This window comes from Bradyrhizobium sp., from assembly GCF_049581145.1.
Classification (GTDB): Bacteria; Pseudomonadota; Alphaproteobacteria; order Rhizobiales; family Xanthobacteraceae; genus Bradyrhizobium.
The window spans coordinates 1-12,670 of record NZ_JBAURI010001249.1 but is presented as its reverse complement, the minus strand read 5'-3'; the positions used below and the strand labels follow the sequence as shown (position 1 = coordinate 12,670).

The following is a 12,670-nucleotide window of genomic DNA, read 5'->3' as shown; positions in this document are numbered from 1 at the left end:
GGCCCAGATGTCGGCGGCGGGCATTCCGCAGATCGCGATCGTGATGGGATCGTGCACCGCCGGCGGCGCCTATGTTCCGGCGATGTCGGACGAGAGCATCATCGTGCGCAATCAGGGCACGATCTTTCTCGGCGGGCCGCCGCTGGTGAAGGCCGCGACCGGCGAGGTGGTGACCGCCGAAGAGCTCGGCGGTGCCGACGTGCATTCGCGCCAGTCCGGCGTCACCGACCATTATGCGCAGAACGACGCGCATGCGATCGGCATTGCCCGCCGCATCGTGGCCACGCTGAAGCAGCCGAACCGCGCCGCGCTGAACATGCGCGCCTCGCGCGAACCGCTGTTCGCGGCGCAAGATATCTACGGCGTGGTGCCGGTCGATGGCCGCAAGCCGTTCGATATCCGCGATATCATCGCGCGCGTGGTCGATGGCTCGGAATTCGACGAGTTCAAGAAACTCTACGGCCAGACGCTGGTGTGCGGCTTCGCACATATCTGGGGTTTTCCGGTCGGCATCATCGCCAACAACGGCATCCTGTTCAGCGAGAGCTCGCTGAAGGGCGCGCACTTCATCGAGCTGTGCTGCCAGCGCGCCATTCCGCTGGTGTTCCTGCAGAATATCACCGGCTTCATGGTTGGCAGGAAATATGAGGCCGGCGGCATCGCGCGTGACGGCGCCAAGCTGGTGACGGCGGTCGCAACCGCCGCGGTACCGAAATTCACCGTCGTGATCGGAGGCTCCTACGGCGCCGGCAATTACGGAATGTGCGGGCGGGCCTACAGCCCGCGCCTGCTCTGGATGTGGCCGAATGCGCGGATTTCGGTGATGGGCGGCGAGCAGGCCTCGATGGTGCTGAGCCAGGTCCGCCGCGACAATATCGAGGCCAAGGGCGAGACATGGCCGGCGGCGGAGGAAGCGAGATTCCGCGAGCCGATCCGCGCTCAGTATGAGAGCCAGGGTAATCCCTATTACGCCACCGCGCGGCTGTGGGACGACGGCGTGATCGATCCCGCCGATACGCGGCTGGTGCTCGGTCTCGGCTTGTCGGCGGCCTCCAATGCGCCGATCGAGCCGACCAAATTCGGCCTGTTCAGGATGTGACGGATGGATCGGCCCAAATTGTACCGGCGCTTTCGCAAGCTCCTGATCGCCAACCGCGGCGAGATCGCGCTGCGCGTGATCCGCACCGCCAAGGCGATGGGGCTGCAGACGGTCGCGGTCTATTCCGAGGCCGACCGCGGCGCCATGCACGTTGCCGCCGCCGATGAAACCGTCCTGTTGGGTCCGGCGCGGGCGCGCGACAGCTATCTCGACATCGCACGCGTGATCGCAGCAGCCCGGGCTACCGGCGCGGAGGCGATCCATCCCGGTTACGGCTTTCTGTCTGAAAGCGCCGAGTTTGCGCAGGCCTGCCTCGACGCCGGCCTGGTCTTCGTCGGGCCGACCGCCGCGATGATCCGCGCGATGGGGTCGAAATCCGGCTCGAAGATGCTGATGGAGGAGGCCGGCGTACCGCTGGTGCCCGGCTATCACGGCGAGGCCCAGGACGAGGCGACGCTTGCGAGACACGCAGGCCGGATCGGCTTTCCGGTGCTGCTCAAGGCCTCCGCCGGCGGCGGCGGGCGCGGCATGCGGATCGTGCGGTCCCCGTCCGAGCTTGCGGGTGCGATCACCAGCGCCAAGCGCGAGGCCAAGGCGGCCTTCGGCGACGATCGCATGCTGATCGAGAAATATGTCGACAATCCCAGGCATATCGAGGTGCAGGTCATCGGTGACAGCCACGGCAATCTGTTGTCGCTGTTCGAGCGCGAATGCACGCTGCAGCGCCGGCACCAGAAGGTGATCGAGGAAGCGCCGTCGCCGACGCTGAACCCCGCCCAGCGCGAGGCGGTGTGCGCCGCCGCGCGGAAAGCCGCGTCCTCGGTCGATTATGTCGGTGCCGGCACCATCGAATTCGTCTCCGACGGCAAGGACGTCTTTTTCATCGAAATGAACACCCGCCTGCAGGTCGAGCATCCCGTGACCGAGATGGTCACCGGCATCGACCTGGTCGAATGGCAGTTGCGGGTCGCGTTCGGCGAGGTGCTGCCGCTCAAGCAGGATCAGCTCAGGCTGAACGGACACGCCATCGAGGCACGCCTCTATGCGGAAAATGCCGCAAAAAACTTCATGCCCTCGGTCGGCCGGATCCGCACCTGGCGCCTGCCGGAAGCGACCAACGGCCTGCGCATCGATGCCGGCTATCGCGAAGGCGATGCGGTCTCGCCCTATTACGACGCCATGCTCGCCAAAGTGATCGCCTGGGCGCCGACGCGCGGAGACGCGATCGAACGATTGAACCGGGGCCTGGAGCAGACCGACATTCGCGGCATCGTCAGCAACGTGCCGTTCCTGTCGGCGCTGGTGATGCATCCCGCCGTCGCCGCCAATGACATCGATACCGGCTTCATCGAGCGCGAGCTGAAGGTCCTGACCGCGCCGCCGCCTCCGGCAGGCGATCTCGAACTTTGTGCCGCGGTGGTCGCGATCCTCGGCAAGGAAGCCAAGGCGGCGCAGGCCGAGGCGGCGTCGCCGTGGCAGACGTTCGGCTGGATGCCGGTCGGCCGGCGCGAGCGGATGTTTTGCTTCCGTCAGGGGCATGAAGACGAGCGCAAGGTCAGCCTGCGCTATGGCAACGGCCCAGCGACGCTCCTGATCGGCGAGCGCGAACTGGCGCTGGGCTGGTCGGCGAACAGCGACGGCGTCATCGAGCTCGCGCTCGACGGCGTGAGCTCGCGCATCGTTGCTGGCATCGAAGGCCACGAGCTCTATCTGCGCACCCGCAACGGCCGTTTCGATCTGCATTGGGTCGATCCGTTCGGCGGCGACGACGAGGAGCAGGTCGGCGAAGACAGGATCGTCGCGCCGTTGCCCGGCACCGTGGTCGCGCTGCTCGCCGAAGAAGGCGTCACACTCGAAAAGGGCGCCCCCATCCTGACGCTCGAGGTCATGAAGATGGAGCAGACCTTGCGCGCGCCGTTCGCCGGCGTGCTGAAGGCGATCAAGTGCAAGGTCGGCGACATCGTGCAGGAGGGCGCCGAGCTCGCCGAAGTCGAGCCGGTCGGCCAATGATTGACGTCGGGGATGCGGCATGAGCGAGACCGTACGCATCATCGAGATGGGGCCGCGCGACGGCCTGCAGAACGAAAAAACGCCGGTCGATGTCGCCGACCGTATCGCCTTTGTCGAACAGTTGTTCGATGCTGGCCTGCATACGATCGAGGTCGGGGCCTTCGTGTCGGCCAAGGCGATCCCCCAGATGATGGGGTCGGACCAGGTGCTGCGCGGCGTCAGCCATCTCACAGGCGGCGAGTTTCACGTGCTGGTGCCGAACGAAAAAGGCTACGACGCCGCGCGCGCGGCCGGCGCCAGGGTGATTTCGGTGTTTGCTGCGGCCTCCGAAGGCTTTTCGCGCGCCAATATCAATTGCGGAATCGCGGAATCGATCGAGCGTTTCAAGCCGGTGGTCGCGCGCGCCACGGCCGATGGCGTCCGGGTGCGCGGCTATATCTCCTGCGTGCTGGGTTGTCCGTTCGACGGCGAGATCAAGCCGCAGGCCGTGGCTGACGTCGCGAAGCAATTGTGGGAGCTCGGCTGCTACGAGATCTCACTCGGCGACACCATCGGCGTCGGCACGCCGCTGAAGGCGCGGCAACTTTTGCGCGCGGTCGCTGGCTCGGTTCCGATGGCCCATCTGGCGATGCATTTCCACGACACCTATGGCCAGGCGCTGGCAAACCTCTATGCGGGGATGGAAGAGGGCGCCCGCGTGATTGATGCCGCGGCCGGCGGCCTCGGCGGCTGCCCGTTCGCCCCCGGCGCCACCGGCAACGTCGCGACCGAGGACGTGGTCTATATGCTGGAGGGGTTGGGCGTCGCGACCGGCGTCGACATGACAAAACTGCTTGCGGCAACCAACGCGATCAGCAGTCTGATCGGTCGGGCCCCGGCCAGCCGCGTCGCCGCCGCGCTGAACGCGAAGAATCGCAGAGCGCGCGGCGGTTAGGGTAGGCGATGCGCTCGCGGTACGACCCGGTACCGTGCAATTCCCGATTCAACTTCAAAGAGCTTCACCGTCATTGCGAGCGCAGCGAAGCAATCCATCTTTCTGTCTTCCTTCGCTGCGCGATGGATCGCTGCGCTGCGCCAATGACGGTGAATACGACTCCGGCTTCTCACGATCCGACTGGCATCCGAGCTGTTGGCCGAGCCATCCTCGTGGGCAAGCTGCCGCCTCCAAGCCCGATCGGCGCTAGCCAAAATCCGTGCGAGTCAGGTAGATGAAGGACATCCTCGAGCCTTGTGAGGTGCAGCCTTGCGAGCATTCGCGATCGTATTCGCAACCGAGCTTTGCTGCGAGGCAGGCCGTTGTTCGGTCCGAAGCCGTCCCGGCTCACCTGAAGGCGCATCGGAATGACGATCGTTTCCATGTCGATTTCAGAGGTGTTTGATTTCGCCTTGAAATCCTATTACGCGGGAAAGCAGGCCGAGGCTGAGCAGCTCTGCCTCAAGATATTGTCGGCCGATCCAGACTCCGCTGCCACACTGAATCTTTTGGCCGTCATTCATGCGTCGCTTGGCCGGAACGACGCGGCGCTGGCCTGCTACGAGCGGGCGCTGGCCTTGCAGCCGAACTTCATCCAGGCGCTCAGTAACCGCGGCGTCATGCTGAAAACGATGCGGCGGCACGAGGAGGCGCTGGAAAGCTTCGACCGCGCCCTGGCCCTGCAACCGGATCAGGTCGAAATTCTCAACAACCGTGCAGGTGTCCTGCAGGAGCTCGGGCGGTATCAGGAGGCGCTGGCGGGCTACGACCGCGTGCTCGCCTTGCGGCCGGACCATCCCGAGGCGCTCAACAATCGTGGCGTGACGCTGCAGGCACGAGGCGGGCATTCCGATGCGTTGACGAGTTACAACGCAGCGCTGGCCTCGCGCCCCGACTTCGTCGAGGCCCTCGTCAACCGCGGCATCGCCCACTACGAGCTGAAGCGCTTCGAGGATGCGCTCGCGGACTACGACCGTGCCATCGCGCTGCGGCCGGACAATGCCGATGCGCTCTGCAATCGCGGGAACGCGCTGAATAAACTGGGATACCGTGAGGCAGCGTTGACCAGCTACAGCGCTGCGCTCAATCTGCAGCCGCATCACGTCGAAGCGCTCTACAACCGCGGCATCGTCCTGCACAAGCTCCAGTGCTTTGATCAAGCGCTCGCCAGTTACGATGGCGCGTTGGCCTTGCGTCCGGATCACGCTGCAGCGCTCGCCGGCCGCGGCGCTACCCTGCACGATCAAAGGCGGTTTGACGAGGCGCTCGCGAGCTTCGATGACGCCATCGCCCTGTCCCCGGATTGCGCCGAGGCCATGGTCAATCGTGGGGTCACCCTGCATGAGCTGGGGCGCTTCGACGAGGCACTCAAGAGCTTCGAGCGTGCGCTGGTCTCGGAGCCGGACAATGTCGAGGCGCTGACCAATCGCGGGGTCGTCCTGCATGATCTCGCCCGCTATGACGAGGCATTGGCAGAGCAGGAACACGCGATGTCCGTGCGCCCGGGCGATGCTGCCGTGCTCAACAATCGCGGCGTGACCTTGCGGAAGCTGCGGCGGCTCGAGGAGGCTCTCGCAAGCCACGATCTGGCGCTTGCCTCGCGGCCGAATTACGCCGAGGCGCTCGCCAATCGCGGCACGACGCTGTATGACCTGAAGCGGTTCGACGAGGCGTTGGCGAGCTACGATCAGGCGATCGCGTTGCGTCCGGATTATGCCGACGCGCATTTTTTCAAGGGCCTGTCGAGCCTCGTGACCGGCGACTTCGAGCGTGGCTGGATCGAATATCAGTGGCGCGGCAAGGCGCCGGCGGCGAGAATCACGGGCCGCGCTTTTCCGCGGCCGCTGTGGCTCGGCCAGGACGGTATCGCCGACAAGACGATTCTGCTCCACAGCGAGCAGGGCTTTGGCGATAGCATTCAATTCTGCCGCTACGTGCCGCTGGTCGCGGCACGCGGTGCCCGCGTCGTCCTGGAAGTCGAAGAGCCGCTGTGCGGGTTGATGACCAGCGTTGCCGGCGCGACGCGGGTGATTGCCAGGGGCGGTCCGCTGCCGGAGTTCGATTTTCACTGTCCGCTTCCCAGTTTGCCGTTGGCATTCGGGACGCGGCTCGAGACGATTCCTTCAGATGCCGCCTATCTTGATGTGCCAAGGCAAGCCCGGGACTATTGGAACGCGCGGCTTGGCCCGCAACGCGCTCCGCGGATCGGACTGGCCTGGGCCGGAAATGCCAAACACGTCAGGGATCGGGAGCGGTCGATCAGGCTGCTCGATCTCGTCCCGCTGTTCGACATCGAGGCGAGCTTTGTAAGCCTACAGAAAGAGGTTCGCGCCGGTGACGCGGAGACGTTGGCCAAGTGCAAAATGCTGCAGTTGCATCAGGAGCTTGGCGACTTCTCCGATACCGCGGCGCTGATCTCGCAGCTCGATCTCGTGATCTCGGTCGACACCAGCGTCGCCCATCTTGCCGGCGCATTGGGCAAGCCGGTCTGGATCTTGTTGACGTACGCTCCGGATTGGCGCTGGCTGCTCGACCGCGACGACAGCCCCTGGTATCCGGGCGCGCGGTTGTTTCGGCAAGGTCAATCGCGCGAGTGGAGCAGCGTGACGATGCAAGTTCGCGACGCGCTACACCGATTTACCACGAACGCGCGGTAGCAAAGGGACGCAGAGTCTTCGGGCCAAATGGCCGCTTGCGCGTCGGGCCTTCCGGATGCCGGAGCGGCCTTTCGATCCCTGAGAGGTATTTCCAATTTATCATTTCTGCTTCGCGTCGCCGTACATTTCCAAGCACGTCAGCTACTCGACATAGCTCGGCGTGCCGTCAATGCTGGTTTCCTGCATGCAGGAAGCTCCAGAGCATGCTTGTTCGTGCTGGAGCAACGGATATCCTTGTGTCGAAGCGGCGTTTTGAACCGCATCAAGCAGCTCCGCGATGCTTTCGCGCCGGCGCCGCTGAAAATCGCCGTCCTTGCTGCGGTCACGCGGGACAAAAACAGGCAGCTGGGCCAAGGCGCATCTCGCGCCGTGCCGACCAATCTGATCCCCACAGTTATCGGCTGCCGTCCGGGCCCATCGCCAGATTTGGCAGCCAGGTCGAGATTTCGGGCACGAAGCACAGCAGGAGCACGGCTGCCATCATCAACAGCACGAACGGCAGCGTGCCCCAGATCACGTCGGACAGGGGAATATCGGGCGCGACGTTGCGGATCACGAAGATGTTCAGACCGACCGGCGGGTGGATCAGTCCCATCTCCATCACGATGGTCATGACGACGCCGAACCAGATGATGTCGAAATTCGCCGCCCGCAGCGGCGGCAGGATGATCGGGGTGGTCATCAGGATGATCGACACCGGCGGCAGGAAGAAGCCGAGCACGACGACCATCAGGAGGATCGCAAACAACAGGCCCCAGCGCGGCAGATGCAGCGCGACGATGCCTTCCGCCGCCGATTGGGAAATGTGCAGATAGCTCATGACATAGGAATAAAGCAGAGACATGCCGATGATCATCATCAGCATGGTGGACTCGCGGATCGTTGCGGTCAGGATCGGCGCGAGGTCGGTCGGACGCCACACGCTGTAGATCAGCGCGATCAGGCCGAGCGCCAGGATGCCGCCGAGACCGGCGGTCTCCGACGGCGTCGCGAAGCCGCCATAGAGCGCAATCATGACGCCGGTCAACAGCAGCACGAAGGGGATCACCCGCGGCAGCACGCTGAAACGCTCGGCGAGGGTATACTCGTCGCGGGTCAGGATCGCGGATGCCGTGCCGCTCTTGGCGTAGGCGATGGCAGCCGCCTCATATTCCCGGCGAAACCGCAGCACGGCATAGGTGCCGAACAGGGTGACCAGCAGCAGGCCCGGACCGATGCCGGCCAGGAACAATCTCCCCAACGATTTTTCCGCCGCGATCGCGAACAGGATCATGGTGATCGACGGCGGCAGCAGGATGCCGAGCGTACCGCCGGCGGCGATGATGCCGGCCGCGAAGCCGCCGGAATAGCCGCGCTTGCGCATCTCTGGAATGCCGGCTGACCCGATCGCCGAACAGGTGGCGGGCGAGGAGCCCGCCATTGCTGCGAACAGCGCGCAGGCAAACACGTTGGCGACGCCGAGCCCGCCGGGGATGCGGTGCAGCCAGGCATGCAGCGCCGAATAGAGATCCTGGCCTGCGCGCGACCGGCCGATCGCGGCGCCCTTCAGGATGAAGAGCGGGATCGACAACAGCGTGATCGAGGCCATCTCCTCGTAGACGTTCTGCGTCACCGTATCGAGCGAGGCTGCCGGCATGTAGATGCCCATGAAGACGACCGCGACCGCGCCCAGCGCGAATGCGATCGGCATGCCCGAAAACATCGCGAACAGGGTCGCAAGGCCGTAACTGAGGCCGATCCCGAAGACGCTCATCGGCGCGCCGCTCCAGCCAGCGGAATGATGATCTGCAGCAGGAGCTGCGCGCAGAGCAGCGTCATGCCGCAGGCCATCAGGCCGTAGGGAATATCGAGCGGCGGCGACCACATGGAATTGGAGACCTGGCCTTCGCTGTAGGCCTCATAGGCGAGCGTCCAGGATTTCCAGGCAAAGAAGCAGCAGAACAACAGGCTTGCGACATCGACCAGCCACAGCCGGATGCGATTGGCCAAAGGCGACAACAGGCTCACGAAGGCCTCGATGCCGATATGGCCGCGCTGCTGCTGCACATAGGCCGCGGTCATGAAGGTGGCGCCGACCAGAAGAAACACCGCGGCCTCGTCCTGCCAGTAGTTGGCGGCCTGAAACAGCGCCCGCCCGATCACGCTGTAGCTCAATACGGCGCAGGCGCCGATCAGGGCCATGGCCGCAAACACGACAATGACGTTGTTGAGGAAGGCAAAAGCGCGCTGAAGCGACGCCACGAGCGGATGGCCCGTGGCGTCTTTCGAAAGCTCCTCCCGGTCCCGGACAGGAGCGTGCATCATGCGGCGACGTCGGAAGCGAGCTTCAGCAGATTGGCTGCGGTCGCGGTCTTGGCGCCATAATCCTTCCACGCGGTGTCGCGGGCGATGTCGCGCCACTTGCTGACGGTGGCGAGATCGAGCGCGGCTATCTTGGCGCCGGCCTTTTCATACACCTTGGCGACTTCGATATCGTCGTCCTGCGCGCCCTTTCTTCCGAACGCTTCCAGTTCAGAGCCGACGGCGAGAATGATGTCCTGATGGTTCTTCGGCAGGCCATCGAAGATCGACTTCGACATCATCAGCGGTTCGAGCATGAACCAGTACGACGCGCCAGCGCCCGAGGTGAGGGCCTTGGAGACTTCATCGAGCCGGAACGAGATCAGGCTGGTGGAGGAGGTGAGGCCGGCGTCGCATGCGCCGGTCTGCATCGCCGTGTAGATCTGATCGGACGGCACCGACAGCACCGACGCGCCGGCGGTCTGCAGCACCATGTCCATTTCGCGGGAGCCGCCGCGCACCTTCAGGCCCTTGGCGTCCGCAGGTTCGACGATGGCTCTGGAGCGGCTGGCGACGCCGCCGGCCTGCCAGATCCAGGTCAACAGGATGATGCCCTTGTCGGCGAGGAAATCGGTCAGCGCCTTGCCGACCGGCGCAGTCTTCCAGCGTAGACCCTGATCGTAAGTTGCAACCAGGCCGGGCATCAGGCCGATGTTCGCCTCCGGCACTTCGCCGCCGGCGTAGGGCATCGGATAGAGGCTGATGTCGAGCGCGCCCTTGCGCATCGCCGAGAACTGCGCGTTGGTCTTGATCAGCGAGGAGTTCGGATAGATTTCGGCGGTGATGTCCCCATTGCTGCGCTTGTTCACCTCTTGGGCGAACATCCGGCAGAGCCGGTCGCGGAAATCACCCTGGTCGAGCGAGGAGGGGGGAAACTGGTGAGAAATTTTAAGCGCGGTGGCGGCCTGCGCGCTTCCGGTCCCCAGACGCAGCAGGGCGGGTGCGGCAAGCGCGGATGCGATGACGTGACGGCGTGTAAGCATGGATACTCCCCTTGACCGACATTGGTCGGGTCTTTGAAAACCGGCCGTAAGCGCGTGTGACCGGAGTTTCGAGAAACTTTCTCTGTACTCTTGATGTGCCCCGAATGGGGCGGCTGGATTGTGGCGCGCGCATCCTCGGCCCGATCCTGCGAGCAATGCGGCGCGGCACTAACGCGCTTTTCACGGGCGAAATTGTGTCCACAACCTTGAGCTTCAACCCCAAAGCCGGCGGTAAAAGCCGTTGCCGGAAAATTTTCTTCAAGTTGGCCGTAACAATCCCCGCGCGGCAGCGTCGATCATTGAGGCGGCATTAGTCGCCTGCAAAACCAGTTTCGAAGGGAAGACCAATCATGACCATTCGCACCCGTGTCGCGCTCGGAGTTTCGGCCGCTGTTCTCTCGCTCAGCGTGGCGCTTGCGCCCGCAGCCTTCGCCCAGGACAAGATGGGCAAGGATGACGCGATGAAAAAGGACTCGATGTCCAAGGACAGCATGAAGAAGGACAGCATGTCCAAGGACGCGATGTCCAAAGACAGCATGTCCAAGGATGGCATGAAGAAGGACGACATGAAGAAGTAAACCGGTCGCGATTCCGACGCAGGCTCAACTCGCCGGAAGTTTTCACACGGCGCGTGCGGCCTGCGTCACCTCGCACGGCCGGCGAGGTGAGCCGCCCTTGTGGTTTCTTCGCTATTTCTTCACTATTTCGTCTTGGGCCTGAAGGTTACTTCTTCTTGCCTTTGCTCTTGCGCGCGGCGTAGCGCGCGTCGCGCTTGGCCTTTTGTTCGGCCTCCAGCGCGGCCAGTCGCTCGGCCTCCTCTTCCTTTTCGCGCGCGATGCGCGCGGCCTCAGCCGCGGCGGCCTCTTCCTCGAGGCGCTTCTGCTCGGCCTTGGCGGCCTCGCGTTCCAGCCTCGCTTGTTCGCGCTTGGCCGCGATCGCCTCGCGTTCGGCGCGTCGCTTGGCGACTTCGGGATCGTCGGGTCCCGGCTGGGTGCGGAATTTGTTGAGGAGGTCTTGCTTCGCTTGCTGGGCCGCTTTCTGTCGGTCTGCGAAACTGGGTTCCTTGAATCCACTCATTGAGCGAGCCTTGTCACTTTCGTCGGTCTGGCCTGGGTTTTTTGTGTCGCGCCGGCGCTGAACAGAGGCACGCACGATCGCGAGCGGTGTACAGCGCCGCGCGTCCGGATGCCACCGATTATCCCCGTCTAAAACCGCTGAAGAGCCAAAAACGATGAGACTTGCCCGGAAAGGTCACCGGAAAAGACGCGCCGGACAGGCCTGCAGCCGAGATTTCGGGAGATTTGGCCGGAAAGACCGTGTCAGACCCGAGAAATACGTCCGTATTGTGAATCCCTTCACAAAGTCCGGGCCTGGCCCGTCCTAGACTCCTCGTGCCATCCGAACCGGAGTGACGCTCATGGCCGACACGCGGCAAACCCACACGGCGTTCGTTCTCACGGCGGTCATTCTTGTCGCGGCGGCCATCGGAGGGATAGCGTCGTTCTCGGCCGTGCCGGCGGACGAGCCCGCCGACATCGCCATTCTCGGGGCCGGATGGCAATGCAGCAACATGGTATTGTTCACCAGTTGCACAAGAGTCCGTCACCTGCAGCCGGCGGCTCACCGCATGGGCAGGGATGCGCACCGCATGCGGCCGGTGTGACGGGCAGGAACGGGCATGCTACAAGGGGCGCGGGCCGGACACCGCCCGCTTTCGCCAAGGCAGCCTGAGAATCGACGTTTCATGACCGACCCCGAACCGGGCGATAGCCGGCGCGGCGCTGTCGCCGGCCTGCTGATTGCCATTGCCCTGTTGGCCGCAGGCCTGTGGCTGGTGCGCGATCTGACCGCCGCCAGCAAGCTGCAGGATTGCGCGATGTCGGGTCGAACCAATTGCGATGTGATCGAACCCGCGCGATAGAAGGGCTGTCGTTCGCCGGGGATTCGACCCCGCGAAGGACGCAAAAACGTCGCGATCTTACGGATTTGTAACAAGACAAAACGCAGCGTCGCAGTAAGCAGTGTCGCCCGCATAGGCAGTCGACGCAGCAGGGTCTCAAGGATGGACTCGAAGATTGGGGCCCGGAAGATGGGGACTCGGGCGTTTGGTGCCGCGGCGCGACCAAGAGGGGTATGCGAGAATGAGCGCGTCAAGCCGATCGAAAATCGTCGTTCCGTTGGTTTCTCTGCTAGCCATGTTTGCGTTCTCGGCCCATGCGCAGGAGCAGCATGGTGAGCATGGCGGGCCGCCGGGCGGTAAGCCGCAAGCGCAGGCCGGCAGGCCTGCCGGACCGGTCCGGCCGGGCGTGGGAGGCCCGGGGCGCGGACCGGGAATGGACGCTCGATTTGCGCATGGCGCGATCGCGCGACATGATTTCGGCGGACATCCCTATCGCGGCCGCGTGGCCTGGGAGGGCGGGCGCTGGCATCATGAAATCCATGATGGCCGTGACGGCTGGTGGTGGGACGTCGGTGGCGTCTGGTATTTCTACCCGCAACGGTTCGACGGGCCGCCGGCCTATGTCTCCGAGGATTTCGCCGACGACGTCGTCTATGCCGATGCGCCGCCTCCGGGAGCCTATGCACCGCCCCCCGGGGCCTATCCGCC

At 64.3% G+C, this 12,670-nt stretch carries 12 protein-coding genes and 1 pseudogene; 8 read left to right on the top strand and 5 right to left on the bottom strand.

Annotated features, from left to right (window positions below; all coding sequences use genetic code 11):
• From WCB02_RS39700 to WCB02_RS39685, 4 genes are all read left to right on the top strand, one after another.
• Positions 1-1,099, top strand: a 1,099-nt coding sequence (locus tag WCB02_RS39700) for a carboxyl transferase domain-containing protein (RefSeq protein ID WP_423967918.1), incomplete at its 5' end; no start/stop codon positions are given.
• 3 nt (positions 1,100-1,102) lie between these two features.
• Entirely contained in the window at positions 1,103-3,109 is a 2,007-nt protein-coding gene (locus WCB02_RS39695) for an acetyl/propionyl/methylcrotonyl-CoA carboxylase subunit alpha (protein WP_423967915.1), read from the top strand.
• A 19-nt stretch (positions 3,110-3,128) separates the two neighbouring features.
• Positions 3,129-4,043: a hydroxymethylglutaryl-CoA lyase gene (locus tag WCB02_RS39690; RefSeq protein WP_423967912.1), complete on the top strand. Its 915-nt coding sequence runs from the start codon at positions 3,129-3,131 to the stop codon at positions 4,041-4,043.
• A 407-nt stretch (positions 4,044-4,450) separates the two neighbouring features.
• Entirely contained in the window at positions 4,451-6,739 is a 2,289-nt protein-coding gene (locus WCB02_RS39685) for a tetratricopeptide repeat protein (protein ID WP_423967910.1), read from the top strand.
• 141 nt (positions 6,740-6,880) lie between these two features.
• On the opposite strand, the gene WCB02_RS39680 is transcribed toward WCB02_RS39685, so the two are convergent.
• From WCB02_RS39680 to dctP, 4 genes are read right to left on the bottom strand one after another with little or no spacing between them, the layout of a single operon-like run.
• A complete protein-coding gene (locus WCB02_RS39680) occupies positions 6,881-7,093 on the bottom strand; it encodes a hypothetical protein (RefSeq protein WP_423967908.1) in 213 nt (70 codons plus the stop codon).
• 40 nt (positions 7,094-7,133) lie between these two features.
• The gene (locus WCB02_RS39675) at positions 7,134-8,492 is read right to left on the bottom strand and encodes a TRAP transporter large permease (protein WP_423967906.1); all 1,359 of its coding nucleotides are present in this window, start codon (positions 8,490-8,492) and stop codon (positions 7,134-7,136) included.
• Complete coding sequence (locus WCB02_RS39670) at positions 8,489-9,043, bottom strand: TRAP transporter small permease (RefSeq protein ID WP_423967903.1); 555 nt, start codon at positions 9,041-9,043, stop codon at positions 8,489-8,491. Before WCB02_RS39670 ends, WCB02_RS39675 begins: the two co-directional genes overlap by 4 nt.
• Complete coding sequence (gene dctP / locus WCB02_RS39665; RefSeq protein WP_423967900.1) at positions 9,040-10,062, bottom strand: TRAP transporter substrate-binding protein DctP; 1,023 nt, start codon at positions 10,060-10,062, stop codon at positions 9,040-9,042. The genes WCB02_RS39670 and dctP overlap by 4 nt, the downstream gene beginning before the upstream one ends.
• A 350-nt stretch (positions 10,063-10,412) precedes the next feature.
• Here dctP and WCB02_RS39660 point away from each other — a divergent pair, with 350 nt between their 5' ends.
• A complete protein-coding gene (locus WCB02_RS39660; protein WP_423967898.1) occupies positions 10,413-10,640 on the top strand; it encodes a pentapeptide MXKDX repeat protein in 228 nt (75 codons plus the stop codon).
• Between the two features lie 145 nt (positions 10,641-10,785).
• Here WCB02_RS39660 and WCB02_RS39655 read toward each other — a convergent pair whose 3' ends face one another.
• Positions 10,786-11,139: a DUF6481 family protein gene (locus WCB02_RS39655; RefSeq protein WP_423967896.1), complete on the bottom strand. Its 354-nt coding sequence runs from the start codon at positions 11,137-11,139 to the stop codon at positions 10,786-10,788.
• Between the two features lie 340 nt (positions 11,140-11,479).
• Between WCB02_RS39655 and WCB02_RS39650 the strand changes: the two genes are divergently transcribed.
• The 3 genes and pseudogenes from WCB02_RS39650 to WCB02_RS39640 all read left to right on the top strand — a co-directional run.
• Positions 11,480-11,725 (top strand): hypothetical protein, encoded by a 246-nt coding sequence (locus WCB02_RS39650; RefSeq protein WP_423967894.1) that lies wholly within the window; start codon positions 11,480-11,482, stop codon positions 11,723-11,725.
• A gap of 81 nt (positions 11,726-11,806) precedes the next feature.
• On the top strand, positions 11,807-11,983 hold the full coding sequence (locus WCB02_RS39645) for a hypothetical protein (protein ID WP_423967892.1): 177 nt from the start codon (positions 11,807-11,809) through the stop codon (positions 11,981-11,983).
• A gap of 274 nt (positions 11,984-12,257) precedes the next feature.
• Positions 12,258-12,670: pseudogene (locus WCB02_RS39640) on the top strand (hypothetical protein); the annotation flags it as partial.